This window comes from Nitrosomonas mobilis (genome assembly GCF_900103035.1).
Taxonomy (GTDB): Bacteria; Pseudomonadota; Gammaproteobacteria; order Burkholderiales; family Nitrosomonadaceae; genus Nitrosomonas; species Nitrosomonas mobilis.
Genome location: NZ_FMWO01000063.1, coordinates 20,825 through 47,164 on the forward strand (window position 1 = coordinate 20,825; position 26,340 = coordinate 47,164).

At 48.7% G+C, this 26,340-nt stretch carries 25 protein-coding genes and 2 pseudogenes; 15 read left to right on the top strand and 12 right to left on the bottom strand.

The window, feature by feature from the left end; all coding sequences use genetic code 11:
• Positions 1 to 10 precede the first annotated feature (10 nt).
• Positions 11 to 379 (bottom strand): conjugal transfer transcriptional regulator TraJ, encoded by a 369-nt coding sequence (gene traJ, locus NSMM_RS11070; RefSeq protein WP_090287456.1) that lies wholly within the window; start codon positions 377 to 379, stop codon positions 11 to 13.
• 619 nt (positions 380 to 998) lie between these two features.
• Between traJ and NSMM_RS11075 the strand changes: the two genes are divergently transcribed.
• The 4 genes from NSMM_RS11075 to NSMM_RS11090 all read left to right on the top strand — a co-directional run bounded on the left by NSMM_RS11075 (position 999) and on the right by NSMM_RS11090 (position 3,037).
• A complete protein-coding gene (locus tag NSMM_RS11075) occupies positions 999 to 1,427 on the top strand; it encodes a TraK family protein (RefSeq protein ID WP_090287458.1) in 429 nt (142 codons plus the stop codon).
• 83 nt (positions 1,428 to 1,510) lie between these two features.
• The gene (locus NSMM_RS11080) at positions 1,511 to 2,242 is read left to right on the top strand and encodes a nucleotide-binding protein (protein ID WP_090287460.1); all 732 of its coding nucleotides are present in this window, start codon (positions 1,511 to 1,513) and stop codon (positions 2,240 to 2,242) included.
• Complete coding sequence (locus NSMM_RS11085) at positions 2,239 to 2,685, top strand: hypothetical protein (protein ID WP_090287462.1); 447 nt, start codon at positions 2,239 to 2,241, stop codon at positions 2,683 to 2,685. The genes NSMM_RS11080 and NSMM_RS11085 overlap by 4 nt, the downstream gene beginning before the upstream one ends.
• A gap of 49 nt (positions 2,686 to 2,734) precedes the next feature.
• Entirely contained in the window at positions 2,735 to 3,037 is a 303-nt protein-coding gene (locus tag NSMM_RS11090; protein ID WP_090287464.1) for a hypothetical protein, read from the top strand.
• Between the two features lie 19 nt (positions 3,038 to 3,056).
• Here the strand turns inward: NSMM_RS11090 and NSMM_RS11095 are convergent, their stop codons facing one another.
• Positions 3,057 to 3,464, bottom strand: coding sequence for a helix-turn-helix domain-containing protein (locus NSMM_RS11095; RefSeq protein ID WP_245654781.1), 408 nt, complete (start codon positions 3,462 to 3,464; stop codon positions 3,057 to 3,059).
• A 125-nt stretch (positions 3,465 to 3,589) separates the two neighbouring features.
• Between NSMM_RS11095 and NSMM_RS11100 the strand changes: the two genes are divergently transcribed.
• From NSMM_RS11100 to NSMM_RS16160, 3 genes are all read left to right on the top strand, one after another.
• Positions 3,590 to 4,255, top strand: a complete 666-nt coding sequence (locus tag NSMM_RS11100; protein WP_090287465.1) for a GmrSD restriction endonuclease domain-containing protein — start codon at positions 3,590 to 3,592, stop codon at positions 4,253 to 4,255.
• A gap of 100 nt (positions 4,256 to 4,355) precedes the next feature.
• Positions 4,356 to 4,790: a hypothetical protein gene (locus NSMM_RS11105; RefSeq protein WP_143001931.1), complete on the top strand. Its 435-nt coding sequence runs from the start codon at positions 4,356 to 4,358 to the stop codon at positions 4,788 to 4,790.
• A 23-nt stretch (positions 4,791 to 4,813) separates the two neighbouring features.
• Positions 4,814 to 5,155, top strand: coding sequence for a hypothetical protein (locus tag NSMM_RS16160; RefSeq protein WP_218121097.1), 342 nt, complete (start codon positions 4,814 to 4,816; stop codon positions 5,153 to 5,155).
• Between the two features lie 73 nt (positions 5,156 to 5,228).
• Here NSMM_RS16160 and NSMM_RS11115 read toward each other — a convergent pair.
• Both NSMM_RS11115 and NSMM_RS11120 read right to left on the bottom strand, forming a co-directional pair.
• Positions 5,229 to 5,555 (bottom strand): annotated as a pseudogene (locus NSMM_RS11115) (DDE-type integrase/transposase/recombinase); the annotation flags it as partial.
• Between the two features lie 207 nt (positions 5,556 to 5,762).
• Positions 5,763 to 6,311 (bottom strand): IS6 family transposase, encoded by a 549-nt coding sequence (locus NSMM_RS11120; protein ID WP_090287469.1) that lies wholly within the window; start codon positions 6,309 to 6,311, stop codon positions 5,763 to 5,765.
• 188 nt (positions 6,312 to 6,499) lie between these two features.
• On the opposite strand from NSMM_RS11120, the gene NSMM_RS11125 reads away from it, so the two are divergent.
• Entirely contained in the window at positions 6,500 to 11,884 is a 5,385-nt protein-coding gene (locus NSMM_RS11125; protein WP_090287471.1) for an NACHT domain-containing protein, read from the top strand.
• Between the two features lie 518 nt (positions 11,885 to 12,402).
• Positions 12,403 to 12,588: pseudogene (locus tag NSMM_RS16545) on the top strand (transposase); the annotation flags it as partial.
• Between the two features lie 176 nt (positions 12,589 to 12,764).
• On the opposite strand, the gene NSMM_RS11140 reads toward NSMM_RS16545, so the two are convergent.
• The 7 genes from NSMM_RS11140 to NSMM_RS11165 all read right to left on the bottom strand — a co-directional run bounded on the left by NSMM_RS11140 (position 12,765) and on the right by NSMM_RS11165 (position 18,492).
• Positions 12,765 to 13,229, bottom strand: a complete 465-nt coding sequence (locus tag NSMM_RS11140; protein WP_143001933.1) for a hypothetical protein — start codon at positions 13,227 to 13,229, stop codon at positions 12,765 to 12,767.
• 29 nt (positions 13,230 to 13,258) lie between these two features.
• On the bottom strand, positions 13,259 to 13,597 hold the full coding sequence (locus NSMM_RS11145; RefSeq protein WP_090287478.1) for an STAS-like domain-containing protein: 339 nt from the start codon (positions 13,595 to 13,597) through the stop codon (positions 13,259 to 13,261).
• Complete coding sequence (locus tag NSMM_RS11150; RefSeq protein WP_143001934.1) at positions 13,594 to 14,754, bottom strand: hypothetical protein; 1,161 nt, start codon at positions 14,752 to 14,754, stop codon at positions 13,594 to 13,596. The genes NSMM_RS11145 and NSMM_RS11150 overlap by 4 nt, the downstream gene beginning before the upstream one ends.
• 202 nt (positions 14,755 to 14,956) lie before the next feature.
• On the bottom strand, positions 14,957 to 15,571 hold the full coding sequence (locus NSMM_RS11155) for a recombinase family protein (protein ID WP_090287482.1): 615 nt from the start codon (positions 15,569 to 15,571) through the stop codon (positions 14,957 to 14,959).
• Between the two features lie 642 nt (positions 15,572 to 16,213).
• Entirely contained in the window at positions 16,214 to 16,477 is a 264-nt protein-coding gene (locus tag NSMM_RS15270) for a hypothetical protein (protein WP_143001935.1), read from the bottom strand.
• A gap of 400 nt (positions 16,478 to 16,877) precedes the next feature.
• Positions 16,878 to 17,726: a chlorite dismutase family protein gene (locus tag NSMM_RS11160; protein ID WP_090287485.1), complete on the bottom strand. Its 849-nt coding sequence runs from the start codon at positions 17,724 to 17,726 to the stop codon at positions 16,878 to 16,880.
• Between the two features lie 79 nt (positions 17,727 to 17,805).
• Positions 17,806 to 18,492 carry a molecular chaperone TorD family protein gene (locus NSMM_RS11165; RefSeq protein ID WP_218121098.1) on the bottom strand — a complete coding sequence of 229 codons (687 nt, stop codon included), beginning with the start codon at positions 18,490 to 18,492 and terminating at the stop codon, positions 17,806 to 17,808.
• A gap of 450 nt (positions 18,493 to 18,942) precedes the next feature.
• Here NSMM_RS11165 and NSMM_RS11175 point away from each other — a divergent pair, with 450 nt between their 5' ends.
• Together NSMM_RS11175 and NSMM_RS11180 are read left to right on the top strand one after the other, a co-directional pair.
• Positions 18,943 to 20,046, top strand: coding sequence for an IS5 family transposase (locus tag NSMM_RS11175; RefSeq protein WP_046487324.1), 1,104 nt, complete (start codon positions 18,943 to 18,945; stop codon positions 20,044 to 20,046).
• Positions 20,047 to 20,128: 82 nt separating this feature from the next.
• Positions 20,129 to 21,109 carry an IS5 family transposase gene (locus NSMM_RS11180; RefSeq protein WP_026140357.1) on the top strand — a complete coding sequence of 327 codons (981 nt, stop codon included), beginning with the start codon at positions 20,129 to 20,131 and terminating at the stop codon, positions 21,107 to 21,109.
• Positions 21,110 to 21,190: 81 nt separating this feature from the next.
• On the opposite strand, the gene NSMM_RS11185 is transcribed toward NSMM_RS11180, so the two are convergent.
• Positions 21,191 to 22,642, bottom strand: coding sequence for a hypothetical protein (locus NSMM_RS11185; RefSeq protein WP_176753954.1), 1,452 nt, complete (start codon positions 22,640 to 22,642; stop codon positions 21,191 to 21,193).
• 87 nt (positions 22,643 to 22,729) lie between these two features.
• Here NSMM_RS11185 and NSMM_RS11195 point away from each other — a divergent pair, with 87 nt between their 5' ends.
• From NSMM_RS11195 to NSMM_RS11210, 4 genes are all read left to right on the top strand, one after another.
• Positions 22,730 to 23,674, top strand: a complete 945-nt coding sequence (locus NSMM_RS11195; protein WP_090287491.1) for a Mu transposase domain-containing protein — start codon at positions 22,730 to 22,732, stop codon at positions 23,672 to 23,674.
• Between the two features lie 11 nt (positions 23,675 to 23,685).
• Positions 23,686 to 24,441 (top strand): IS21-like element ISSpu5 family helper ATPase IstB, encoded by a 756-nt coding sequence (gene istB / locus NSMM_RS11200; protein ID WP_090287493.1) that lies wholly within the window; start codon positions 23,686 to 23,688, stop codon positions 24,439 to 24,441.
• 348 nt (positions 24,442 to 24,789) lie between these two features.
• The gene (locus tag NSMM_RS11205) at positions 24,790 to 25,089 is read left to right on the top strand and encodes a hypothetical protein (protein ID WP_090287495.1); all 300 of its coding nucleotides are present in this window, start codon (positions 24,790 to 24,792) and stop codon (positions 25,087 to 25,089) included.
• A 68-nt stretch (positions 25,090 to 25,157) separates the two neighbouring features.
• Positions 25,158 to 26,320, top strand: a protein-coding gene (locus tag NSMM_RS11210; protein WP_090287496.1) for an IS3 family transposase whose coding sequence is annotated in 2 segments (ribosomal slippage) — positions 25,158 to 25,407 and positions 25,407 to 26,320 — 1,164 coding nt in all. Because the reading frame shifts where the segments join, the coding sequence is not laid out codon by codon here.
• The last annotated feature ends 20 nt before the right edge of the window (positions 26,321 to 26,340 follow it).

Below are 26,340 nucleotides of genomic sequence, written 5' to 3' on the forward strand. Positions count from 1 at the left end.
AGTAATTTTTCTATTTTTTTGATTTTATTACCTGCATCATCGTACCCGCCATTTTTGACCGGGTTAGCTCAATATCATTGAGCAATTTATTGATTGCTCGCTTATCAAAATTGGCAACCCGTCGATCATCACTTAACCATAGTTTTAACAGCCCACCCAATCTACCGAGATCACCATTGATCTTTGCCATTTCATTTACTTTCTCGTTATCGATAATGCTGGCAGGTTCGTAATTTATTCCCAGTTTTCTGAGATATTCAGAAATACTTAACCCGCAATCATTTGCTCTGGATTTAATGATTTTTTCATCTTCATGATCTACCGGTACCCGTAGATGAAGTTTATGTTTTCTTTTTTTCTTGTCTAGATTTTCTTGCATGGTTTTGTTTGGTTAACGCTAATTTATTCATTATATTTTATTAACCATTATTTAATCATTTATTGTGACTATTTTATTTATTTTTTGGCGTAATTTTATTACGTTTTGCCTTTAGTTTTTTGTTTAGTTTTGCTTCTAATTTTCTTCTGATTTTTATTATTATTTTTACTTATATCGTTGCGGTCATTTTTTTCTTATTCCTTGCATTTCGTTTCCATTGCATTCCGTTTCCTACTGCCCTTCCCTCCCGCTGCTTTTTTCGTTCTTGCCTCGCAGAGCAGGATATCGTTGAGCACACCGTGCGAATAAGATCAGGGTGAAATTTGATGACAGATTCATCTGTTAGCTAACTTCACATATCCTGCCCTGTTTTGTAATGATTAAGAAATGATTACCAATCGATTATGATCAATTAAGGATTAATTATGACGAAAAATTGACTCCATAATTACATTAGAATTGATCATAATCGTCCTTAATTGATCTTAATCACTCCTTAATCAATCCTTAATTACTGCTTAATTACTTCTTAATTACTTCTTAATTACTTCTTAATCATTCCTTAATCGAAATGTAATCATTATTGCATCATACTATTTTTATTAAACTATACGGAAATATGGAAAAAGATATTTTGAATAGGCTGGCAGAAGGAGCAGAAAAGAGCAGTTCTACCCGCGCTAAAAAGAACTTCTCTGTTGTTCTGGCGCTACGCGATCAGATCGAAGTGGCAATAGATAGCGGCTGGACTATTAAAGATATCTGGCAGCTATTTCAGGATGAAAAAAAGATCGATATCAGTTATCAGATATTTTTGAGATTAGTTAAAAAATACACCAGCTACGAATCAAAAAACCGGGTTAAAAAAGAAAATATTTTAATAAAAAATAATCTATTATCTGAACCGGAAGACAATATAAAAATTAAAACTCATTCAAGTAAGAAACAAGATCGTACCCTCCCCTCTGGTTCAGATGAATACGCTGGTTCCGACAACCCGAAAGGGTTCGAGTGGAGTAACGAATATAATATTGATGATCTAGTATGATCATTACTATCTAATCCATCATTACGCGTTATTAAATTCAAACTTTACTCTTCCAATTTCACACAACAATAAGGCGGTTACAGATGGCAAAAATACATATGATCCTGCAAGGTAAAGGGGGAGTCGGAAAATCTTTTATTGCATCGATCATGGCACAATATTATTACTCCAAGAGTAAAGCTGTTCTCTGTATCGACACCGATCCTGTCAATTCATCATTTCATAGTTTTAGAAAATTAAACGTGAAAAAACTGGATTTAATGAATGGCGATAATGTGGATCCCCGAAAATTTGATAATCTGATCGAGTTAATATCGAAAAGTAAATCTGATGTGATCATCGATAATGGTGCGAGCACATTTGTGGGTTTGTCACATTATTTGATCAGTAATCATGTTTCTGCACTGCTTCAGGAAGAAGGCCATGAATTGGTCATCCACACGGTGATTACCGGTGGGCAATCGCTGGCTGATACATTGAATGGGTTTGACAGGATAATGAAACAGTTTCCGGACGGCGTTTCATTTGTTGTATGGCTCAATCTGTTCTGGGGAAGGATAGAAATGAATGGTAAAAGCTTTGAGTCAATGAAAGCTTACCTGGATAACAAAAAGCGTATCTCCGCCATGATTACGATTCCAGAATACAAGCCGGAAACCTTCGGTCTTGATTTAAGAGAAATGTTGCAGGACAAATTGACGTTTGATGAGGCGATCGCCAAGCCGGAAATCATGATCATGGTTCGACAGCGGCTCAAAATAATTAAGGACGATCTATTTAAAAAATTAGAAAGCGTATCGTCCGTTCTGGCATGAATACAAGCGACAGCTTTGATGAAGTAGTCAAGGAGATTGCAGCCACTCATGGGATTGCTCTATCAAAAGATGATCCAATCATGATCATGCATACCTTGAATAAGCGTCTTATTGAGGATAGTAAATCTACGCAGCAGGATTTGCTGGATAATTTCAGGAGTCAAATGGAGGTGCTTTATAGCCAATGGGCTATTGAAGCCAAGCACCATTCCGACAGGATTCTGAACGCCTCTATTGTCTCAAGCAAGGCCGAGGTCGCGAGGGTCATGGAAGCGCAATCGAGAGTGATTATTGAGCAATGGAAGCATGAATTAAACGCTGGATTCAGCCAGGTACATCAGGCACTCCAGGCAGCTAAACAAACTGCGGTATTAAACGTCATCGCCGCACTCATTACGTCCGCCTCTGCTGTCATTGTTCTTTATATTTTTTTAACTATGTAAAATAGTATCAATCTATAAACAACCCGTTAATCCCCAAAAGCAGAACGTGATGGTAAGAAAAAATACTGAAAACAAGAATATTAATTTACAGAAGTTACTCGAAAGACAAAAAAAGCTAAATCAGAAGATTAGGCTTGAAAAGCAAAAAGCAAAAGAAAAAGAGAAGGAAAAAGTAACTCAGAAGTGCATGCTTACGGGTGCAATAATATTGGATTATATTGAGAACAATGGTGAGTTTTCAGAGCAGATTCTTCATATCCTGGGCTCACGTCTCGATTCAGAAAGCGAGAAAGAACTATTAGAAATTAAGTCGCAGCCGGAAACAGGTGGTACCAGTAAGAAAGAGACATAAAAAATCTGAATACCCCCGGTCAGGCAGTTTCAAGCACTCGTATTTCGATACGAAGCCCGGCGGCAGTCGCCATGTTCACCAGTGCATCAAGGCCGAATAGATCGATCTTGCCGCGCATCAGGTCCGAGACACGTGGTTGGGTCACCCCCAAGAGTTTGGCGGCCTGCGTCTGACTCATTTCAGTCCGGGTAAGGTGGTTTTTCAGCGCCTTCATCAGGACGGAACGCAGTTTCATGTTTTCCGCTTCCTCCGGGGTATCTTCGATGGCATCCCAGACACTGGAAAATCGTTCGTTACTCATTGGTCTAGCTCCTTCAATAAATCGCGGTAACGCCTGGTGGCCAGCCTCACGCCTGGCCGCGAGCGGAAAGGCTTGAAGGTCATCAAGAGAGCGGCCACGGAATTCGATCGGCTTGAAATCTCCCATACCCGGATTATACAAAATATTGTATATATCAGTAAATGATTTTTGAGAGCCCTTACAATTAAGGCTTAACGTTATTTGCCGTTAATCGTTTTTTAGCCCCCACACCGCTGAGCCCGCTCTTATAAATGAAATTCCTTTTTCTGCTGTGCCTGTTGTTCCCTGCCCTCGCCTTCTCACATGGCGGTGGCCTGGATAAGCAAGGTGGTCATTTCAATCGTAAGACCAACACTTACGAATGCCACAAGGAACCTTGTTTTTCAATCCAACAGCAATCAAAAGAAGCATACGAACAGGCAAAACCCGGCACATACAGCAGGGTCTATAACCGGAAAGATTGGCCGCACTGGATTGATTCAGATGGGGACTGTCAGAATACCAGGCAGGAATTATTGATTGCCACCAGCAAAGTGCCCGTTCAATTCAAAGATTATCGCCGTTGCACCGTCAGGCAAGGCAAATGGGTTGGCGTCTACACCGGACAAACATTTACCAGCGCATCAGACCTGGATATTGATCATGTTGTGCCTTTAGCTCATGCGCATCGGCATGGCGCTGACCAATGGACAAGAGCACAACGACGAGTATTTGCGAACGATTATGAAAATCTGCTTGTGGTGCATGACGCAACCAACCAGGCTAAATCAGACAAAGCGCCGCATGAATGGCTACCGCCTATGAAATCATTTTGGTGTGAGTATGGGAAGCGCTGGGAACGTATCAAAGATAAATATGAATTGCGTTATAGCAACCAAGAACGGACCACTCTGAATTCATTGGCTGAAACTTGTTAAGCGACACAGTGTTGTGGCGAAATGTGGATTTTTAGAGGTGCCCTTAATTGAATATGCGAGAAGATGAAATGTTTGATTACAGATATCACACAGGTGAATGATGAAAAAAAACATCGGGTTCTGGACTATCATAGTTCCTTTGTTAATAGTGCATGTAGGAATAGTAATATCGCTCATTCTGCCGTCTGGTGATTACAAAGATGCTCTTGAGTTTTGGGGAATCTTTATCCCAATGGGCATAGTAAGTTTACAAATTGGTTTTGCTGTAGTTGCTTTTTTAATATTCTGGTTGATCGATAGGATAGGTGTAATCATAAAAGATGTTACCAAACCAGAACCACATAGGGCTAAACCAAGTACTTATTACGACCATAGAGGGTATAAAAGGCAAGGAAGAAGTAAAGCAGATGAAAGCTGGTTTATTCTGTTAATCATCGGGTTTTTTACAGCGCCGTTCTGGCTATTTGGTATTGTGTATGTGGTTCTTTCTATTCTACAGCCCGTGTTACAGTCACTAGTCAAATTTATTATCTAATTTGCACTTTAGACGATGTGCCGATGTCCCACAGCGTGCGCACACCGGCGACTGAACAACTACAGATACTGCTTGACCAGATCATCCGGCATATCATAAAAGTATTGACCCGCCACGGCGAGCTCATTGAGTATAGGGTTACCTGGTCAATTCGCTCGACAGCGTGGACACTGGTTCAGTTATTGAGTCTGGTTACGGAAGAAGCTTTTCCTATCGATGTAGTGGCACCGTGGCGCGACAAACAACCACTGACCGGGGGTCTTTCTTGTGGCGCAGTGGCTGCGCATGGGATTCACCGGACTTGCTTTCAGGTACAGTTTGAACCGGAAGTCCTCGATATTCGCCTTCCCCAAACAGCGCGGTGATCCAAGATTACGGGTTCTGTCGCAAATATTCGTAAAGTGCAAGCCACACTCATCTACGGGCACAGTTATCCTGCTAAATCCATAAATTGCTTATAAGCGGGTATATTTTATCAGACAGTTGCCTCTTTCGGACCATATGTGCGGTTTCAATGCCATCGATAGTTGCTTGCGCTGAATGAAAGGCTTTGAATCCCATCATGGGGTTCGTGATTTTCTTGATAAAACGGTGGTCCTGCTCGATGATATTGTTCAAATACTTCACTTGGCATATTTCAATAAAACTCAATAAACCTGCCATCAATAGCAACATATTAATGCTCTCCAAACCCGCGTAGTTGGCGCCGCTTTTATCCATGGCAACTTTGTTAGGTAGGGTCGAATAGCGTAGAATTGGTTTGTAACCAAGGTGTGATCTGACAATGGTCATGGATTGGACTTGCAAAAATGAGTTGTGGTAACAGGCTTATAAAACCAAAAAGTAACAGTGTTATACGTTTCACTCAAGTTCCTCTGATCCGTCCCGAAATCAGCACCGGTCTAAAATGTAAAATTCCTGGCTCTGTTGCAAAAAATATCGTATTTCAGAGTATGCCTCTGATCTGTTTTATTATGTGCTATAAATATCGAATTGTCTTTCGATAAGACGGATTTTTTCTATTAATGCCTGACCATATTTCCATGCATCCATCTGTCCTTTTATTAACATATGCATGAGTTCAAATCCCTTAATTGTTGCGTAGACGGTCTTCATGGATTTAAAACCGCGCACAGGATTTATCAGCCGCTTGAGTTTTCCGTGATCGGCTTCAACAATGTTATTCAGGTGTTTTATTTGCCGGTGAACCGTATCTTTCTGGCACTTACCTTCTTCCTTTAGTTCATTGATGGCGGGGCCGAAAGTCGGCGCTTTGTCTGTATTGATGGTTTCTGGATGTGCCGATGGTTTAATAGATTTGAGCGCTTTGCCAAGGAACCGTTTCGCCGCTTTCTTGTTGCGGGTAGACGACAGATAGAAATCAATTGTGTTGCCGTGCTTATCAACAGCCCTGTATAAATAGGTCCACTTTCCTTTAACTTTCACATAGGTCTCATCTACCTGCCAGCTACAGCCCAATATTATAGCGCCCTGATAATGACGCCATTTGAAATCAGTCATCGAGAAATACCCTGAGAAAATTCAATAATGCACCAAGTTGATTGGTTTTTGCAACAGAGCCCGTCAAGCTACAAATACGGTCTCTCAATTTCCCAACTTAGGATGAACACGATGAAGAGAACACAGGAATCAATCCAATCATGGTAAACAGTGGAAGCGGACAACTAGCGAAGGTTTCAAGATAGCCGATGACACAATCACCCGAACTCGCTGGCGGCGAAGGTTTCACCTTTGAGGGCGATGCGGCTGCATTCTATCTCACCGCACTGCTAGCCGAGGCCTATGCACCCGGCATCGATGATCGAACCGTTGTTCGAGTTTCGGTTCAGCAACGCGATTTCGGTGAACCACTAGATGATGTAATCGTCGATTTTGAAGATACCTCAAAGAACCTCTCCAGACTTAGCCTCCAAGTAAAGCGTTCGCTCACGATCAGCAGTGCAAAAACGAACAAAGACTTTCGCGAAATCATCCGCGATAGTTGGGCAACCCTCAACAAGTCAGACTTTCGCTTCGACGTTGACCGCTACGGGGCCGCGGTTGGTACGGTCACTCCTGTCAAAGAGCGGGCATTAAAGACCCTTTGCGATTGGGCCCGCGAAAGCCTGACGGCGGAGCATTTCCACGCTCGCTTTGCGAATGGTGGTAGCGCCAGCAAAGACATCAAAACGGTTAATAAAGAAATTGTTAATCTACTGAAAGCAGCGAAGGGGGCACCGTGCACGAGTGAAGAAGAGCATCAGTTCCTTGCTCACTTCGTGCTCATACAATTCGACTTCCTCCGCGAAGGTGCCACTGATCCCTCTGATGCCATTAATCGTATTCAGGATTGCCTCGCGCCAGATGACGCAGCCAAGGCGCCGCTTGTCTGGTCGCGAGCAGTTCAGCTAGCCCGTTCATCAGCCGGTAAATCAGGTCAGTTTGATCGCATACGACTTGTTCGTTTGATCTCACCTGTCGCACGACTCCGCAGTGCGTCCTCACTACGCCTCGACCTCGACAAGTTAACGGAGCTAGCTAAGAGCTGCGCTAACCTCATTCCGGACGATATTGGGGGAACAAGGCTCGACCGTATTTCTCTCCTTAAGAGCATGGACGCAAAACTCACAACAGCCCGTGTCGTCCAGGTCCGCGGCCTGCCAGGAAGTGGCAAATCAGTCGTGGTGAGGCGAGCAGTGCAGCGTGCGCTGAGAAACGGGCCGATCATCTTCCTCAAAGCCGAACAGCTCGAAGGGACCAGCTGGATCAGCTATGCGACCTCGCAGGGTTTATCGGGTGCTCACCTAGAGCAACTTCTCGTAGAGATCGGCGCTGCCGGTACTCCGGTACTCTTTGTCGATGCGATCGACCGCATCGACAAAGAACACCAGCCCATCATCGTCGATGTGATCCACACCATTGTGAAATCACCACAGCTTGATAACTGGCGCATTGTCGTTTCCCTTCGCGACACCGGCATTGAGATGCTTCGCAATTGGTTGGGCGAATTCCTCGATGCCCTGAAGGTCGAAACGCTAAGCGTTGGTCAGTTGAGCGGCGATGAGGCCGAGTCGCTTGCAAAAGCCAAGCCACACCTGAGATCGCTTCTGTTTGGATCCGCTCAAGTGCAAGAAATAGTCCGACGGCCTTTTTTCGCGAAAGTGCTGAACCAGAGCTACATGGCCGACCCCAGCGCTTCGACATTCGCCCCCCAATCTGAAGTCGATTTGCTTGAGAATTGGTGGCGGCGGGGCGGCTACAATGAAACGGGTCAAAACGCACTTGAACGCCAGCGCGGACTACTCGACTTGGCAAGTGTTCGTGCCCGCCAGCTTAGCCAACCGATTGCCCTTGGCCAGTTAACTTCAGTTGCACACATCGATGACCTAAAATCAGACGGCATACTCCAAAATGCCCGTGAAGGGGTTTCCGTCAGCTTCGCCCACGATATCTTTTTCGAATGGGCCTTCTTTCATGTCTTAGCCGATCGCGGACTACAATGGATGGAGGTTATCAAGGCCTGCGGAGAGCCACCGGCAGTCGCGCGCGTCGTCGAACTCACCTCTCAATGGGAGTATACGCAGGGAACAAACTGGCCGGCTTACCTTGCCCAAACGGAGAATTCGGAATTTAGGTCACAATGGCTGCGAGCGTGGCTGGTTGGTCCCCTCGGAACTGCGAGATTCAAAGTTGATGAAGACCAATTCGCGTCGGCCGTCTTTGCCAACGACTTCAGACTTTTCAGGAAGATGCTCGTCTGGTTTCAGGCTGAGAAGACCACCCCGAATGAGAATATCCTTACCGGCGGTCTCCCACAAGAACAACGCCAACGGTTCGCTGATCTTCTCGGATGGCCTTCCGACTTCTCCGCGTGGCGTCGACTCATCAATTTTATACTACGGCGCGTTGGAGACATTCCGCAGCGGTTTTATCCAGATATCGTCTCCATCTTCAAGGTCTGGCAGAATGCCTTGGCCGACTTCCGCGACCCGACGTCTCATGCACTTTTGCAACAATGCGCTACTTGGCTCGCCGCCATCGACGCGATCAGTATCGCCGATAAACCTGACGAGAACTCTGCTTATTGGGGGGATGTTCCCGGCTTGGATGCTCTCAGAAAATCGCTGGGCCAGCTCCTCTTAAGATCGTCGAGAGCCGAGCCGTCCCTTGCAGCCGTCTATTTGCGACGGGTCACCAACTCGGAGCGCATCCGAGGCGATGCATTTCATGACATCATCGCCTACTCACCCGTCCTCGCCCAATCGCTACCCCAGTCAGTGGTCGAGCTTTCACTAGCGTTCCTGCTAGGGGAGCTTCCGAATGAGCAAGTTGCCCGAAAAAAACAGGAACTTCATGACACGGCTGAGTGGCGCAAAGCAGTTTTAGCAAAGCCGGAAGCCGAGCGGACGCATACAGAAAAAAAGGCGTTTTCGGGCGGACTATATCTGCGAACCGTCGGCGATTTCAACTACCACGACTGGGAAAGGCTTTCGATCCACGACGACTACCGAAGCTTCTGGCCCCCTTCGCCACTTCGAGAGCCATTTCATTCGCTTTCCCAATCATCTCCCGACCATGCACTGCGGCTCCTTCGAGAACTCTGCAATCATTCGATGACCGCATGGCGACAGCTGCATAATCACTCGTGCGACCGTGGAGGTACCCCTATACCGCTCGAACTCACCTTTCCCTGGGGTACCCAAATTTTCTGGGGCACCGATCGAGAGTATCTTTGGTTTCGATCAACGTGGGCGCCTGAGGCCATCGGCTGCGCATTTATGGCGCTCGAGGAGTGGTGCTTTGCCGAGCTTGAGCACGGCCGTCCCGTTGACGAGCTGATCCAGAAAATCGTCGAGGGAAACGAGTGCATCGCCATCCTAGGTATAGCGTCGATGCTCGCGCTTCACACCGAGACAGTGTCCGAAACAACATTACCGCTCTTCACCTCGCAGAGTCTGTTGGCCGCAGATCACAATCGAATGGCGCAAGACCTTTCGTCAGCGTCGAACCTGATCGGTTTCAGAAGTAGTACTGACAAACCCCACATTGAAGCAATCCAGACGGCAAATGCTAGGGCTACCCGCAAGACACAGCTTAGTTGGATGCTACCCAGGTTTGTCTTTGCGACGGAGCCGCTCCGCGATCGAGCACGCGAAGCGATCCTCAGTTTCAAGAACGATCTGCCCTTCCAGTACGAAGAACACCTCGACAATCTGGAGGTGCGGGAACACCTCACAAAGCAGGCACTCAAATATGCCGAGTTGGCAGACCTCGAAAACTATCAGGCCTACCGCACCGAAGAGGGTTCGGACCAAGTAGCGATTGTCCACGTCAGCCCATCTGCCGCGCAGCCTGAAAATATCTCTAGGGCCAAAAATGCTATTAAGTACCTTAAAATTAACGGAATTTGGACGTGGGCATCCAAATCATTCGAAGAAACGACATTGAACGACACCTATACGATCGAGGATGCCATCGTATTGTCCAAGGAAGCGGACGCCAGCGACTTATTCGACCACCCGAACAGCGAGAATGAAGAAGAGCAGTTGGGAATGCGTCGGGGTGCAGTCGCCGCCACAGCGGCCATAGCACTTAACTTTAGAGAAGGGTGTACACACGAAGACCTTGAGTGGGCTCGTGGTGTCCTAGGACGCGCAATCCGTCTGCCAGAAAAGTTCGATTCGATGTGGTTCCCTGGTTCCGTCGTCCCGTGGCACCAGGGGATCTATGTGGCACGGGGGCTCGCAGCGGATCTCCGGGAAGGTACAGCAGCGCGCAGCACGGCTAATGACCTCCTCTGGCTAATCGCGCACCCACTTGAAATTGTTGCGTTGACCGCACTCGAAGAGGCCTGCAAGCTTTGGCCTAATGACTCGAAGTTGACTTGGGCCGCGCTGATCTTGGCGTTTTCACTCTGCCACGTTCCTTCGCGGCCGCGTGACCAGCCCCGTCAACACGGTGAAGCACTCCATACATCAAATGAAGCACAAGCCGCTGTCAACTCGGCGCTTGCGTTCTATGAACATGAAAGCGAATGGGCGCCTCTCCCGTTGCCGCCTCCAGCCTGGGTGAAGGTCGAACCTGGGAAGGGCCGGCGTGGGTTTCAAAAATATGAAGATTACGACTTGGATGATGCAACCGACGCTGCTGAAGTATGGGGTGAACCGGATGTCTTCTGGCACTCAAAGCAGGCTGCAGAAGTCCTTCAGCGCATCCCCTTGGACGAGGTTCTAAACAGCAGTGCAAAGAGCGTGCTTCTCGACTTCCTTGCCAGTGTTCTCGACTGGACCAACCAGAAGAATGCACCACCGTGGGTGAAGCCCGGACGCCGCGATCGGTCGGAGACCCAAATCTTTGAGTGGACGCATACGCTCGGATCAAGGCTGGGATACATGGCTGGCCTTATGCCGCTTGCCGACTTTCAGGCGCGCTTTCTTGATCCGATTTTGGACCTCGAAGGCGACAATTGCTGGTCTCTTCTTTCGCCATTCTCGAGCACCTTTGTCTGCGCTTACGTGTACGATGCTCCGGTCGTTCCAGTCGACACAGTTGCGATACTCGATCTCTGTCTCGGACGGCTCCTCCAGGACCCTACCTTCAAGCGCGACACCTACCGGAGCGGAGAATTTTCAGGCTTCGGTAAACCCGAGCTTGTTCACACGTTGATGTTCGTCTCAGTCGAACGCGCGGATTTGGCCGCTCGCTATGTGAATGGCGACTGGTCTGAAATCACCCGCATCCTGCCCTTGATTGATCGTTTCATTCGCGCTGGCGGATGGGCTGCTTCAGTGATGAGCCCATTCTTGACGCTCTGTGAACGAGCTAGAGCGAACTACCCGGCCGAAGCCTTCGCAGAGCAGGTGCTCGCAATTATAGGCGACGGTCCCGGTGGCATTAAAGGTTGGCATGGAACATTCATCCCAGCACGCATTGCAGGGCTGGTGCAACACTTTGCACATCGTGACGCGCCGATGACGCTAACCCTGGCACAGAAATTCCTGCGAATCCTTGACATGCTAGTCGACATGGGAGACCGGCGAAGTGCGGCGCTTCAGCTTGGCGAGGCGTTCCGTGAGATTCGTTTGCCCGCTTAGTGAACCCCGCTTTACCTGCAGATTACCGTCCAGCAGAAAATGCAGGTCACTTCAACGATTTTCAGTTTAGAATAAATTTAGAATCTGAGCCTGCTCGATCCCCCATCCCAAACTGTTTTTACGAAATTTCCGATATCACACTAGTTAACATTTTTTTCTCAATTGATTCAGCAGGAACAATGACATGGAAACAAATACTCTTTGATTCACCGAATGGTATTTCGATCAAGCCTGTAAATTCAACAAGATTAGGGAATATAGTCAGCATGCAATTTAGTTTTGAACCCCATCTAGGGCAGGATAAAATGATAAAGGGCCCAATACAAACGAGGTCGCCTGGTGGTCCGTTTTTCATAACGCTTTTCGATGATAATGATAACTTTAATATCACATCGGCTAGCATAATTATGAGCGGAAATCATTATTACATGTCCGAACATGTTCCCGAACCATATAGTGGCCCCCGATTTTCAGACAATAAATTAAGGTGGTAACCTGCTGCAATTGAGGAGCAGGTTATGAGCGAAACGAAGCGCAAGAATTTTAGTGGCGAGTTCAAGGCCAAGGTGGCACTTGAAGCGGTCCGTGGCATCAAGACGGTTAACGAAATTGGCCAGGAGTTTGGGGTTCATCCGACGCAGGTTGGTATGTGGAAGAAGGAACTGCAAGAGCAGGCATCCAGCCTGTTTGATTCCAAGCGCGGCAATGCGAACTGGCGGGAGTTAACCGCTCCACGGTCTATGCGCCGCACATGGCCGAAAAACCGGATGTTTTTGGGTACTATGCCAGAGTGTATTCAAATGGTGATGCACTTGGCGAGAAGGACAATTTAATCTATTACTATGACGGCGGCCAAACAGGAACAGGCCCTGGAGAAAATCTATGGAAAATTAGTATTTTTTGCGGTTTCTATACAATCTATCAAATCATCAGTAGCGGCATTAATATCTTTAATCAAAATCTCAATATGAGAAGCTGAGTAAGGGTTTCGTTGCGTGATACGTTGGAATACGGTAGGGAAATCTGATTTATCGAAATGCTTGAGAGTAATTGCTTGCCTAATCTGGATCATCAAATCTCTTGAAATCCCAAGCTCTGCGAAGGGAGTGGCTTGTAGTTTTCTGCTGAGCCTGTCTATTCTAAGAGTGATATTGCTGTTAACTTTTCCATCAAAGATTACCGAGTTGTGGAAATCAACTGCGATACTTTCTATGGCTCTAATTTCTTCAAGTACATTATTAATTATTTCCCTTTTCTCTTTTCTTCTTTCTCTGCTAAGGGTGGCTTTATGTACAACGAACCACCCGCCTATTATTAACACCCCTGAGAACAGAGGTGGAACCAATGACCAGTAATTCTGGTAACAAAAAGGCATTATTGCGCTACTGCAGTTGCAGCTTCTTCCATGTATCCATGTATTTCTTCAATTAAACTCTTGTCTGTGGAGACGAACTCAAGTATTTCTGGTAAATCCTGGGTTGATGCAAACTGACTTGATCGCACCAATCCACCGAACGCCTCTTCTAGAAATGAAGAGTTGTAACCACGTACACCATCTAACTCTACCTTGACCTTTTCGCCTTTGTTTATGGCTTCGGACAGAGCAGGAATGAGAAATTCTTCTCTGAATTTTTGACCATTATATGGGCCATCGGTAAAATATCTTCCTGCAGGGTATCTGGAAAAATTTTTCTTTATATTAATAATTTTCATGAAACCACCTTGCTTAGCGTTACATTCCAGCAAATAATTGTTCCCAATATACTATCTTTTAGATCACAAGAGAAAGGTTTGGTTGCACCTGGGGTGAGTTTATACATCCCTCTATTGCTGTAAATGAAGACGCTACCTGCTTTGTTCTTGCTGGCAATTTCTATGATATTCGTAAGACCTTTCCCTCTGCCAGGCATCTTAGTGCTTGTAGCATTTAACTCAACAGATGAAACAATGCATTGGTGATCGCTAACCTTGCCAAGTGAAAGCATCTTATGAAATATTGATGGATGTTTCTTTGGCAATGATCTTGGTATACCTATCCCTAAATCACAAAAAACAACAGTGAGTTCTCCATCTCTTGCTTGAGAAAACATCCACCAATTGTTCTCGGAGGGTTTATGGTTTAGCCCATCTTTTCGGATCTCAGCGTAGGCATGATGAACCGTATTTGCCATCGCTTCTGCAAGTCCTTTAAATATTCCATTAATTAGGGGTTCGGCTAGCTGCCCCTCGTGTGGCTCAATTGCTGGCGCGCATTGTTGATTATCTACTACGATGCCATGCGCCACTTTCCAATTCAATACATCATCGTACTTATTGGCGTTTTTTGATTTTGGTTTTCGTATTCCACAAAGTTTATGAAGTTCGATCTGGATAAGTACTTCGAATGCTTTAGGATTCTTTGGTGGTATATACCTGAGCTTTGTTTTATTATTTATAAGCTGCTTTAAGTAAGATAATTCCGAATAAAATAACAGTGTTCCCGCAGCGATAAATCTATGGGTATTCGTAAAATCAATGGTTATTTTTCGTAAATTATTGTGTTTTACAAATATTCTCAATCTTTCAAGAAATTTTGTTAAATTTTTCCGGTTTTCATCTGCGCCTAAGTCAAAAATTTTAGGAGCAACAATAACCTTGCAAGTGCCTTTGTTTCCATCCAATAGAGAAGAAAGTCTTCTTTTGTTGTTATTCCTGCTACTTTCTTTGTGATTTTTTCTCTGGATTGCTCTAAGTCTACGTAGTAATTTTATCTTGCTGTGCTTCGATAATTTCTTCACAGTTGTTTTGTTAAAAAAGTAAAAAACTCTAACTCCTCTTCCGCTTTTTTTTTTAATTATGCCTGGGCCATAACCGCGGCGGCACTCTTTCATTGTCAGACAGTTTACACAGCCCACGTTTGTTTATTCTTACCTGTTTCTCCAGAGCTATGTTCGCGCTAATTGTTGGTTACTGTAAATAAACACAGGTTATCATTTATAAACAGTAACCAACAATTAACGATGACATAGCCTTATTAAATGTAGCGGCTATTTTCTTTCCCTCTTTAAAAAGTACAATACTTTCACCAACAATCTACTGCCCGGTCAGCAATTTTTTCCCATCCGGGCGCAGCTCACCTTTCGGTGAAAGGTGCCTATACAGGGTTTGCCGTGTAATACCGAGTTCCTGACACAAATCACTCACCTTCGTTTCTGGCTGACCCATTGCCGCCATAGCCCATCGAAGTTTGGGAGTAGTCATCTTAAACGGACGTCCACCTTTGCGGCCTCGAGCCCGCGCAGAATCAAGTCCCGCGATGGTGCGCTCTGAGATCAATTCACGTTCGAATTCAGCCAAGGCGGCAAATATTCCGAAAACCAGTTTCCCGGCAGCTCTGGTTGTATCAATGGCCGCGCCATGCCCGGTGAGCACTTTGAGTCCAACTCCTTTCGAGGTAAGGTCGTGCACCGTGTTGATCAAGTGCCGCAAGTTGCGCCCGAGGCGGTCCAGCTTCCACACCAGGAGCGTATCCCCTTCGCGTAGTGCTTTGAGGCACGCTGCGAGTCCTGGACGATCTTCGCGCTTACCGGAAGCTTTATCCTCATAGAGTTGAGAAGGATCAACACCCGCAGACAGCAGAGCATCTTTTTGTAAATCTGTCGACTGTGATCCGTCCACCTTTGAAACACGCATATAGCCAATCAGCACCTATTCCTCCTGTCACATATACGTTCGATTATGTGACAGTATGCACCGGAAAGTTTAGACCGTCAAAATTTGTCACTTAACCCGTAATTTATTCTAAGGAATGTAAAGGGTTCATACAGCTTGTAATGTTACAAAAATTCACGGGGAATCTCCTCCTTTGCAAACGTGGCACGCAAGAGATCCAAAGACTCGAGGTTTTGCCGCCAATTCCGTTTTCTGAGACAACCCCTTTAAGTGCAATGACGAATTTGTTTACCATGATCACCGCTTCTTTTTCTAATAAATGATACTGTTCATGTGTTATACAGCTAATGTTAGTTTATAGTTTTTTGCGTAATCTTCAATTTTTTCTGTTAGGGGTTGCTTCAGAAAACGAAAAAAATCGTACGCTAAGCGTGTGCCGAGGCTGGCACCCAGCGGTACAGCGTAGGAACGGACACGCCGAGGTTCTTGGCCACGTCTGTGGGGTCGTAAAAAAATTGGTAACTAAAAATCGCTACAGGGCAGGTACCTTCTGATAATAAAGTCGGTAACTATTAAAATCTGGCTCACACCACGTTTTCCTACATTAGTTTTTGAAGTAACGCCCTGCGTCACACGCCACTTTTTCGGCTTTCAGCGCGTCACCGCCTCCGCCTACAGTCACATGACAAAGTTTATCGGCAACAACGACAGAAACTCTGAGGCGTTGCAATGTTTTATCTCAAAACCGATTAAAGAAAATACGAGTTTCGGAAGCAGGCTACTCCCCAAAGAGGAGGCAATATAACAACTATCCTGAACGATGACAAATGGTTGATGGTTGATGGTTGATGGGCATATTCTCTGATCTATAAAGCGCCCTAGGGTGGTGCCACGTTTGCCGGAATACGCAAACGTCCCAGCCATAATTAAATCCGCATCCATCAATCCAGGAAAGCGTCATTTCCCAACTTGACAGACACCTTAATCGTATTGGGGCACATCAACCAATAAATCCGTTGAGATGGGGGATTGCGACCTCCCCGCAATACCTAGAGATCAACCAGATTTTCCGGTTACCCAAAAGAAGATGCCTGCGATAAAGCCGACCGAGAGCAAACCCAATAGTGAGTATTTAGTGCTTGGTTGGCGCAGCGATTTGAGAATGTTTGTCATTTAATTGGCATGCATAATAGCGAGTCGGTTACTCGGCGATCTGAAACGAGCAAGGTGAGCTTCAGACTCTCAAATGCTCAAATACTGGGGTATGGCGATCCTTGGGTCTGGCCCAAGGATCGCGAGACAAGGCTGTTCCAGGCGCGCATGGGAGGAACAGCCTTGCCGTTTACTCGGCAAGCGCCTTTATCACGTCTTCCGGAGAGTGAATGGTTCCGAGCGTTGTCGGACTGCCCCAACGAACGTGGAATTTATTCTCTTTGACCTGCGCCAGAGACAGCGCCAAATTATTGAATGCTGTCAGATCATCGGTCTCAAAATAGGTGATGAAATCGGTGTCATCCAAGCCAGTTGAGTGGTACAACTTACGCTTGACGTTCACGAGATAGGCTAAGGTAGGTGTCGTGTGAACTTCCATCTCTTTCAGACGCTCTTCCGGCGACATGTTCCACCATTCCGCGTTTTTCTTGACGGGGATTACGATCACATATCTTGGTGCCGGCCCGCTATAGGTAGCCGAACTAAGTCCCGCATTCAGCCCTGGAGACTTGTCTTTGCTGATGTAGTTTAAGGGCTTTGTTACACCGACAAGGGTCTCAAAAACATCGGCATTCTTCCCGACCGTTGTCGAGCGGAATTCGCGCATGAAGGTCTGGGCTTTTGCCAAGTCGTAGGCGTTGATGCGGAAGAAAAAGTCGGAATTGGTTTCTAGGCCACGTGTTAGGTAGAGATCAACCAGAACGTTATCCTTATGTTTTTCAATTAGTTTCTTAACTTCTTCCGCGGCGCTCTTGCGTTCCATTGCTGGCACCTTGCTCCAATCAGGGCGCAATTTGAACATTGTAAAAACGCCGAAGACCCCGGGCTGGGTCAGGATGGTTCCCCGCTCGATTTTCATCGGTTGCATGGGTTGCATTGCCTGCTGAGCAACAACAGGTGACGAAGCCATCGCTATGGCTGCCCCGATAGCAGTGGCAGCGAGACTCAATTTGAAACTGCGAATCGACATGTTGGTCATGGATATCCCCTTGTGTGAAATGAATAAATGAAATTCTAGAATCTAAAAAATTGGTGTTTTCATACATAAAAACTCTTGGCTAACTGAATCTATGAATCAATTTCCCGCAGCACACGTGTTGCAGATGGGCCGTCACAAATTGTTCAGCCAGCTCTGTCAAAGCAACAAAAAACTGGGTTGCCACCTTTGCTTTTACCTCTTCACGCACAAGAGGTAACCAGACCACCAAGTGACGCTCCAGAAAATCTCGTTGAGCCCGTTGGTATGCATTTGGGGGCAGGCCTTCCAATTCTGCCTGTGCCTGTTTTGCCGTAAGAAAATGCATAAACTCAAGCTCAGCGGTAAGCGTGTCTTCGAGTTCATTCCCTCGGGCGTCCATAGTTAGTCCGAAATTCCGATAAAAGCCTTTTAGTTCGAGAATCAATGCCGGACGGTTACTCTGCTGAACATGCACACCCTCATACAAGGCTGCGCTGGGTACCGGCATGTTTGTCTCGAAAGCAGTAAGAAACAATGCTTCGAAATCCTCGAACGAGCATGTCAACGTAAGGCGAGGAGCAATCTGCTCGCTAAAATAATCAGCCAGATCGGGCATACAGACCTCTAGTGCCTGTTGCATCTCAATGATTAGCCGTCCGTCCGAAAAGCCGGCATAGCTTTCAAGATCAGGAAATCCCAATCCAATAGCAAGCAAGCTATATACACGGCTGCTTGCCAATGACTGGTCGATTCTTCCAACAACTGCTTCGTCGATAAGACTATTCATTTGATTCCTCATTTCTTGAACAGGATCCAGGCTGTTAAAACGTCCTCGCGTAACTTTCATCGCTATTCAGGCTCAGGCGCATCTTCCTGAAGTGTTGCGCGAACAGCCGGTACTGGATCGCCCTTGAATACGCCACGCAGCTTGAAGTGAGTATGCACAGGGTTGCTTTTTCCAGTCGCCGTTACCGACTTGAGATAATCGAACTGGTACTTGCTATCAACGGCCGGGGAGAAAGGTGTAAATGGTCCGTTTTATCACGCGTACTTATCTCTAACGCCTCGTTCTAGAGGCCTCAGTTTTATGGGCGTTTTATTCCTTACGACAGAATTTCACAAGGGACCCCTTCTGTCAACGATTTTTTCTGAAATTTATAACTAAATCATATGCCCCTAAGAGGGTGTAGACAAAATAAAGTAAACTTCTTGCCTCCTTTCTATGCAGCATTGAGCCATGCCTAAAACTGGACGCCCACCGGTAATCGCTGCGCACCATTATCCTCTGCTGGCCAGGCTCGCTCATACGCAGCCTTATTCCAGTCAAGCCGAACTGGCGCAAGCATTCCATGCAGAAACGGGCATCACCGCGCATCCCGACACCTTTGCAAAAGCGCTGAGACTGGCCGGGATCGTTCGAGTAAAGGAACGTGCCAAAGGTAGCTTCCAGCCTCCCGAGCCTCGTAAGTCTTATGGCTATACCGAGGCACACCGGCGTCAGTTGCCGGAGCAACGCTACCCCAGTTGCCTGACTGATGCAGAATGGACGTTGGTCGCTGATTTATTTGAAGTCTCGGGAGGTCGAGGCGTACCGCCTCGCCACTCCCGGCGCACTCTTTTGGAAGCCTGCTGTTATGTCGTGCGCACAGGGTGCTCCTGGCGAATGCTGCCTCGCGAGTTTCCCCATTGGGACAATGTCTATAAAACCTTTCGGCGCTGGAGCGCTCAGGGCAAGTTTGAGCAAATGCACGACCGGCTCCGTGCCCAATGGCGAGAGCGGGTGGATCGTGATGAGCGGCCGTCAGCCGCTGTTCTGGATTCCCAATCAACGCGCAGCTCTCCCCAAGGCGGTGAAAGCGGTTACGACGCAGGCAAAAAGGTAAAAGGACGTAAGCGAAGCCTTATCGTAGATACCTTGGGCCTTCTTTTGGCCGTGAGCATCAGCGCAGCCAGTGTGCAGGATCGAGATGCGGCAGACGACGCCGTGACCTCCTCGATGGACAAGTACCCGTCATTAAATACCCTGTTCGTCGACAGTGCCTACGCTGGAAAGTGGGCCCAGCGTATGCAGCACACTCATTCGCTCGAGATCCAGGTCATACGAGGAGCGAACAATCGCCGCACCGGGAAATGGCATTCAGAGCAAGGCGATTTGTTCACGGCAGCGCCGGTTGCGAGCGGCTTTGTGGTCATGCCCAAGCGCTGGGTGGTGGAACGGACTCATGCCTGGAATGAGCGAGCCAGGCGGCTGATCATGCACCACGATCGGTTACTGGATGTGAGTGAGGCTTGGGTATGGCTGGCTGAGGCTCGCATGCTCGCTCGTCGACTTACTACTTGATTTTGTCTACACCCTCTAAGGAATCTCCGAACAAGTTTTCAAATGTGCTGAAATACGCCTGACCACCTGATCCGAGCCGCCTATGAGCCAGATGAGCTTTTCCGATTTCGAATACGCCGGCAAGCGCAAGCAGACACGCCGCGAACGCTTCCTCGCCGAGATGGATCAGGTCGTGCCCTGGACGGGTCTGCTGGGCCTGATCGAGCCGTTCTACCCCAAGGCCGGTGGCGGCAGAAAACCCTATCCTCTGGAAACCATGCTGCGTATTCATCTGTTGCAGAATTGGTTTTCCCTGAGCGATCCGACCATGGAAGAAACGCTCTACGAAATCACGCCCATGCGCCAGTTTGCACGTTTGACCTTGAGCGCCCCGATACCTGAAGACACCACGATCATGAATTTCCGGCACTTATTGGAAAAGCATCAGCTTGCACCTGCAATCCTCGCGGTCATCAATGGTTATTTGCAGGACAAAGGCATGTCTCTGCGTCAGGGCACTATCGTCGATGCCACCATTATTCATGCTCCCAGTTCGACTAAAAACGAAGAGGGAAAGCGCGACCCCGAGATGCATCAGACCAAAAAAGGTAACCAGTATTTCTTCGGAATGAAGGCCCATATTGGCGCTGATGTCGAGTCCGGCTTGGTTCATCACGTCCACGGCACCGCCGCCAACGTCGCCGATGTCACACAGGTCGCCGAGCTTTTGCATGGCGAAGAAAATGCAGTGTATGCAGACGCCGGATACACCGGCGTTGAGAAGCGTGAAGAGCATGAAAATCGTGAAGTGATCTGGCAAATCGCGGCGCGCCGCAGCACCTATTCCAAGTTGAATAAACGCAGCGTGCTCTACAAGGCCAAGCGCAAGATTGAGTACTGCAAAGCCCAGACACGGGCCAAGGTCGAACATCCGTTTCGGGTGATCAAATGCCAATTTGGGTACGTGAAAGTGCGCTTTCGTGGGCTGATGAAAAACACGGCTCAGTTGACCACATTGTTCGCCCTGTCGAACCTGTGGATGGCTCGAAAACAACTGATGGGTATGGGCGAGTTGCGCGCTTAACATGGAAAACCGGGCGAAAAACGCCCTCGATGAACACTGCATCAGGTCGTTTTGAGCAAATAGCGCTGCGTGCCGTGCAAATTACGACTTGCGGCCGCCGCGCAGCAAGTTGATCGGAGCATCCCTAGGTGCCTTTCCATTAAATGCAGATGAATCTTTGCCTGATGGGAGGGTCGTGAGACTGTAGATTTTTTTTGTGCCAACTTTGGAATCTTTAGGTTGTAGCACCTTGATTCGATAGATCGGCCGCGGACAATTCGCCGGCAAGCTCATCGGGGTTGATGGTAGGACTGAGTAGAAGGCAGCAGCACCTCCGCTCCCTAATTCAGCAATTTCGCAGATGGTGATTAGAGCCCTTGAGCTGTGATCGGTCAGCAACCGTTGGAAATCGCGATCAACCGTTTTTTGGAGCTCAATTCTTGCTTCTGCCTCGGTCTTTTCAGATGATGCTAGACCAAGCAAACGTCGCGCTGTTTCGATAGGAGTGGTGAATACAACCTCCTTGTAGTGCCCGTCCCCTCCTGTGATCTTGGCCATCTTTTCCTTGCCAAAAACATTTTGCGAGACGAGTAGTACGAACCAGAATTCGTCGTTTTTCATCAAGAACGCTTGCGCTAGTCGCCCATCGTACGAGTGGATGACCTCCAGTCGGGCTTCAAGATCACCGCCCTTTTGTCGAACTGAGTTTGGCCGTTGCAGGTCGAGATACGTAAATCCGTCACCGAGTTCTTTGCGCCGGCGGTCGAACACAATTTGCGCGTCTCTGGCGTTTTCTATTCCTCTTTCGAGATCAACTAATAGCTGTGAAAGGATTCGTTGATTATCTTTCAGCAGAGCGTTGGAAATCCCTTCGATAATTTTCTTGTCATATTCGGGTTCTGGTGAGTAACCGCGGGGGTCTAGACTACGAAGGCCGATCTGGCCAAACCGGGCCGCCTCTAGAACAAATTGGGTGGTCGCAAAGCTGTAACTGTCACTCCTGGTGCAGGATAGTCGAGCTAGGAATCTGCCACCGTCATGGCCTTTTTCTTTGGGCCACATTAGCTCATGGATGCGCCATACCCTTTTAAGGTTGACGATATGTTGTCGCGCATATTCATCATCGCCTTTCAGAAGAAGAAAATCAGCGAAGGCGTCTGAGTATTCTGCTTTAAAGGCATATTTGGCGGTTGTCAGCGCTGTTCTGGTCGTTGATAGAAAGGTTCTTTTCCTCTCAATGCTTTCAACTGGTACAGGGGCAGGTTTGGTGCTGAGGCACGTCCCCCTCCTCCCCTGATCTCGCTTGATGTGCTGATGAACTACGCATGCGGAATCGCTTGTCGATCGGTAAGCCATCCACTTGGTCTGTGAATCCATCAAGGTGCATTTGACTAGCATGTCCATACCGCCGTCTATGCGAACGTGCTCAGCGCTGATTTCGGCCTTCACTACCTTCGACTGCGTATTCCAGACCAAGGTTGCCACTGATTCCAGACGAAGCCTGCCACCCATTCCACGCGAAAGCTGCCACTGATTCCACGGCAAAGCTGCCACCTTGGCAAGCTGCCTGATTTCCCCATCAAAACGTCCGGCGCGGGATAACTAACGGTACTCTGCTCCTTTTCATCCGGAGAGGGCCAGATGCCAGCGATGAGGTTATCCATGCGTAAAATCAAAGAAGTCCTTCGGCTCAAGTGGGAGCGAGGTCTGAGCAACCGACAGGTTGCCGCAGCCTGCGGCATCAGTCGCCCCACTGTGAGCGAGTATCTGCGGCGCGCTGCTGAGGCGGAGCTTGGCTGGCCGCTGCCAGAGGATCTGAGTGAAGCCCAGCTGGAGCAACGGCTGTTCCCGCCACCACCGGATCTGCCGGCACAGGCCCGAGGCATTCCGGACTGGCAGCGGATCCACGATGAGCTCCGGGGCAAGAACGTCACCCTGTTCCTGCTCTGGCAGGAGTACCGGGAAGCCAATCCGGATGGCTACCAGTACAGCTGGTTCTGCGAGCACTACCGGGCCTGGCAGGGCAAACTGGATCTGGTGATGCGTCAGGACCACCGAGCCGGTGAAAAGCTGTTCGTGGACTATGCTGGGCACACGGTGCCCTACACCCTGATCAAGAAAGAGGTGGAGGTCCGGATCACCCACAACACCATCGAATGCTTCCACCGGGGCAACCGGATCGCCAGCCACCGGCGTTCGGATCAGAAGGGTCGGCATAGCACCATCGCCGCTCACATGCCGGAGTCCCATCGCCAAGCCGGCGAGTGGACCCCAGAGCGACTGACCGCCTGGGCAGCCAAGACTGGACCGGCAACTGAAAAGCTTATCCGTACCGCGCTGGGGGCAAGAAAGCACCCGCAACAGGCCTATCGGTCCTGTCTGGGCATTCTCCGGCTGGGCCAGAGTTACGGCGAGGCACGATTAGAACGTGCCTGCCAACGCGCCCTGATGCTGGGCAGTTGCCGATACAAGAGCATCGAATCCATCCTCAAACACCGCCTGGATGAGCAGCCCCTGGAAGAGCAACAAGACCTGGCCTTACCCGACACACACGACAACATCCGCGGCCCTGCCTACTACCACTGAAGGAATCTGACATGCTAAAACACCCCACACTGGATAAGCTCCACGCCCTCAAACTGACCGGCATGGCCGCCGCCCTAGAGGATCAGTCGGCCACCCCCGACATCACCGATCTGAGCTTCGAGGAGCGCCTCGGGCTGCTGGTCGACCGGGAAATGACGGAACGGGACAACCGGCGCATGAGCAGCCGGCTACGCCGGGCCAAACTGCGACACGCCGCCATCCTCGAAGACATTGATTACCGGAACTCACGCGGGCTGGATAAAGGGCTTATCCAGAGCCTGGCCAGCTGCCAGTGGGTGAAGGAACACCTGAACGCGCTGATCACCGGTCCCACCGGGGTCGGGAAAACCTGGCTGGCCTGTGCTCTGGCACACAAAGCCTGCCGGGAGGGTTACACCGCCCAGTACGTCCGCCTGACCCGACTGCTACGGGAACTGACCATCGCCAAAGGCGATGGCCAATACTCAAAGCTCCTGACCAGCCTGGCCAAGGTCGACGTGCTGATCCTGGACGACTGGGGGCTGATGAAGCTGAGCGCCGAGAACCGGCGAGACTTGCTGGAGGTACTGGAGGACCGGCATGGCCGGCGCTCCACCATTGCCACCAGCCAACTACCCATTGAGGAATGGCACGGCGTGATCGGTGACGCCACACTAGCAGACGCCATTCTGGACCGACTCGTTCACAACGCTTACAAGATCAATCTACGGGGCGAATCCATGCGAAAACAGCAGGCAAAGTTGACGGGCACTGAGACTTCGGAGTAAGAAGAGAAACCCCGCGTCGCTACACTCCGATGGGTGGCAGCCTTGCCCCGGTCCGGGTGGCAGGCTTCACGTGGAATGGGTGGCAACCTTCAGCGGTTTACGCACTTCGACGTGGCCATACTGGTCTTCCTGCATAACGTAGACATTAAATTTCGAGTCTATCTCATCTGCCTGTGCTGCGCCTGGAACGTGTCTCAGAAATTGTTCTTGTTAGAAAACGTGCTGTTAGACGTAACGTAGACAATTAAGACATGACGCGTTCCGTACCCCGGCAGGGTGCCAATTGGCCTCCGTCAGAGGCGCTCGGTCAATAGCATTAAGGCATCAGATCAACAATGCGGTGCTGCGATGCTTCAACTCACGTCTGACCATGGACAGCAGTCCTCAGCTGCGGTTGTGGCCATTAACTATGAAAAACTTCTTGAAGAAACCCTCAAGCGCTTATTTGCCCTATACGGCGATTACATGACGAGCGAACAGGTCTCTCGCGAGCTTAATTATTCCGAAAACTACTTCAGGAAAAAAATAGGTAATGCTCAATATCAACACCTGGCTTGGGTAAAGGTGATCAACCCAGCACGCAAAAAAAAGGGCAGATTCTGGGTATATGGAACTGCTGCTGTCGCCACTTATCTTGGGCAAGTGTAGTGGCATAGTGGATCTGGCCACCTGATTTTGAGTGTATGATCACTCACATAATGAATCAGGTGAAGACAATGGCGAAAACTAGAAACTTCAGTCCGGAATTTCGTTTGGAGGCAGCCCAACTGGTGGTCGACCAAGGATACACAGTAAAAGCTGCCTGCGATGCCATGGGTGTCGGTAAATCCACCATGGAGTACTGGGTCCGTAAACTTCGTTCCGAACGGGCTGGCAAAGCGCCCAGAGGCGAGGCCCTGACCACAGAGCAGCGTGAGATTCAGGAACTGAAGCGCCGCCTTCGTCGGGCGGAGGAAGAGAAAGAAATCTTAAAAAAGGCTACCGCTCTCTTGATGTCGGACTCCCTGAGCAATTCTCGATAATCGAGCGACTTGAAGAGAGCCATGCGGTGCAGCGCCTGTGTCAGGTGTTTGGGGTGCATCGCAGTAGCTATCGGGCATGGCGTGACCGGGATAGAACGCCCTGTGAGGCTGAGCAAGCGCTCCAGGAGCAGGTTATCGAGGCACACGAGACCAGCAATGGTTCAGCTGGGGCACGAACGATTGCCAGCATGGTGACACAGGCCGGAATACCGCTGAGCCGGTACCGTGCCAGCCGACGGATGAAGCAGCTGGGACTGGTAAGTACGCAGCCGCCAAGCCACGGTTACAAGAAGGCCGATCAGCCGCACCTGGATATTCCAAACCTTCTTGACCGGGAGTTCGACGTAGAGGAGCCCAATCAAGTATGGACCGGAGACATCACCTATCTTTGGACCGGTGCGCGCTGGGCTTATCTGGCTGTTGTGATCGATTTGTTCTCCCGTAAACCGGTGGGTTGGGCCATATCCCTGTCGCCGAATACAGACCTGGTGAAGAAGGCTCTGACGATTGCGTATGAATCCCGTGGGAAGCCATCAGGAGTCATGTTCCATTCGGATCAGGGATGTCAGTACACAAGCCTGAGGTTCCGGCAGTTGCTCTGGAGTTATCAAATGAAACAGAGCCTCAGCCGGCGAGGGAATTGCTGGGATAACGCCCCGACTGAGCGCTTCTTCCGGAGTCTGAAAACAGAATGGGTGCCAGAAATTGGGTATCCATGCTTTGCCTCAGCGAAGCAATCGGTCACAAACTATATGATCGGTTATTACAGTGCGCTGCGACCGCACAAACACAACGGTGGATTGCCGCCGAATGCGGCAGAGAAGGCCTACTGGAAAACTCAAAAGACGGTGGCCTAAAACACTTGACCACTACAAAG

Coding starts and splice junctions, on each gene's coding strand:
- traJ (WP_090287456.1), bottom strand. CDS start 379: ATGCAAGAAAATCTAGACAAGAAAAAAAGAAAACATAAACTTCATCTA.
- NSMM_RS11075 (WP_090287458.1), top strand. CDS start 999: ATGGAAAAAGATATTTTGAATAGGCTGGCAGAAGGAGCAGAAAAGAGC.
- NSMM_RS11080 (WP_090287460.1), top strand. CDS start 1,511: ATGGCAAAAATACATATGATCCTGCAAGGTAAAGGGGGAGTCGGAAAA.
- NSMM_RS11085 (WP_090287462.1), top strand. CDS start 2,239: ATGAATACAAGCGACAGCTTTGATGAAGTAGTCAAGGAGATTGCAGCC.
- NSMM_RS11090 (WP_090287464.1), top strand. CDS start 2,735: ATGGTAAGAAAAAATACTGAAAACAAGAATATTAATTTACAGAAGTTA.
- NSMM_RS11095 (WP_245654781.1), bottom strand. CDS start 3,464: ATGGGAGATTTCAAGCCGATCGAATTCCGTGGCCGCTCTCTTGATGAC.
- NSMM_RS11100 (WP_090287465.1), top strand. CDS start 3,590: ATGAAATTCCTTTTTCTGCTGTGCCTGTTGTTCCCTGCCCTCGCCTTC.
- NSMM_RS11105 (WP_143001931.1), top strand. CDS start 4,356: ATGAAAAAAAACATCGGGTTCTGGACTATCATAGTTCCTTTGTTAATA.
- NSMM_RS16160 (WP_218121097.1), top strand. CDS start 4,814: ATGTCCCACAGCGTGCGCACACCGGCGACTGAACAACTACAGATACTG.
- NSMM_RS11120 (WP_090287469.1), bottom strand. CDS start 6,311: ATGACTGATTTCAAATGGCGTCATTATCAGGGCGCTATAATATTGGGC.
- NSMM_RS11125 (WP_090287471.1), top strand. CDS start 6,500: ATGACACAATCACCCGAACTCGCTGGCGGCGAAGGTTTCACCTTTGAG.
- NSMM_RS11145 (WP_090287478.1), bottom strand. CDS start 13,597: ATGAAAATTATTAATATAAAGAAAAATTTTTCCAGATACCCTGCAGGA.
- NSMM_RS11150 (WP_143001934.1), bottom strand. CDS start 14,754: ATGAAAGAGTGCCGCCGCGGTTATGGCCCAGGCATAATTAAAAAAAAA.
- NSMM_RS15270 (WP_143001935.1), bottom strand. CDS start 16,477: ATGGATGCGGATTTAATTATGGCTGGGACGTTTGCGTATTCCGGCAAA.
- NSMM_RS11160 (WP_090287485.1), bottom strand. CDS start 17,726: ATGACCAACATGTCGATTCGCAGTTTCAAATTGAGTCTCGCTGCCACT.
- NSMM_RS11165 (WP_218121098.1), bottom strand. CDS start 18,492: ATGAATAGTCTTATCGACGAAGCAGTTGTTGGAAGAATCGACCAGTCA.
- NSMM_RS11175 (WP_046487324.1), top strand. CDS start 18,943: ATGCCTAAAACTGGACGCCCACCGGTAATCGCTGCGCACCATTATCCT.
- NSMM_RS11180 (WP_026140357.1), top strand. CDS start 20,129: ATGAGCCAGATGAGCTTTTCCGATTTCGAATACGCCGGCAAGCGCAAG.
- NSMM_RS11195 (WP_090287491.1), top strand. CDS start 22,730: ATGCCAGCGATGAGGTTATCCATGCGTAAAATCAAAGAAGTCCTTCGG.
- istB (WP_090287493.1), top strand. CDS start 23,686: ATGCTAAAACACCCCACACTGGATAAGCTCCACGCCCTCAAACTGACC.
- NSMM_RS11205 (WP_090287495.1), top strand. CDS start 24,790: ATGCTTCAACTCACGTCTGACCATGGACAGCAGTCCTCAGCTGCGGTT.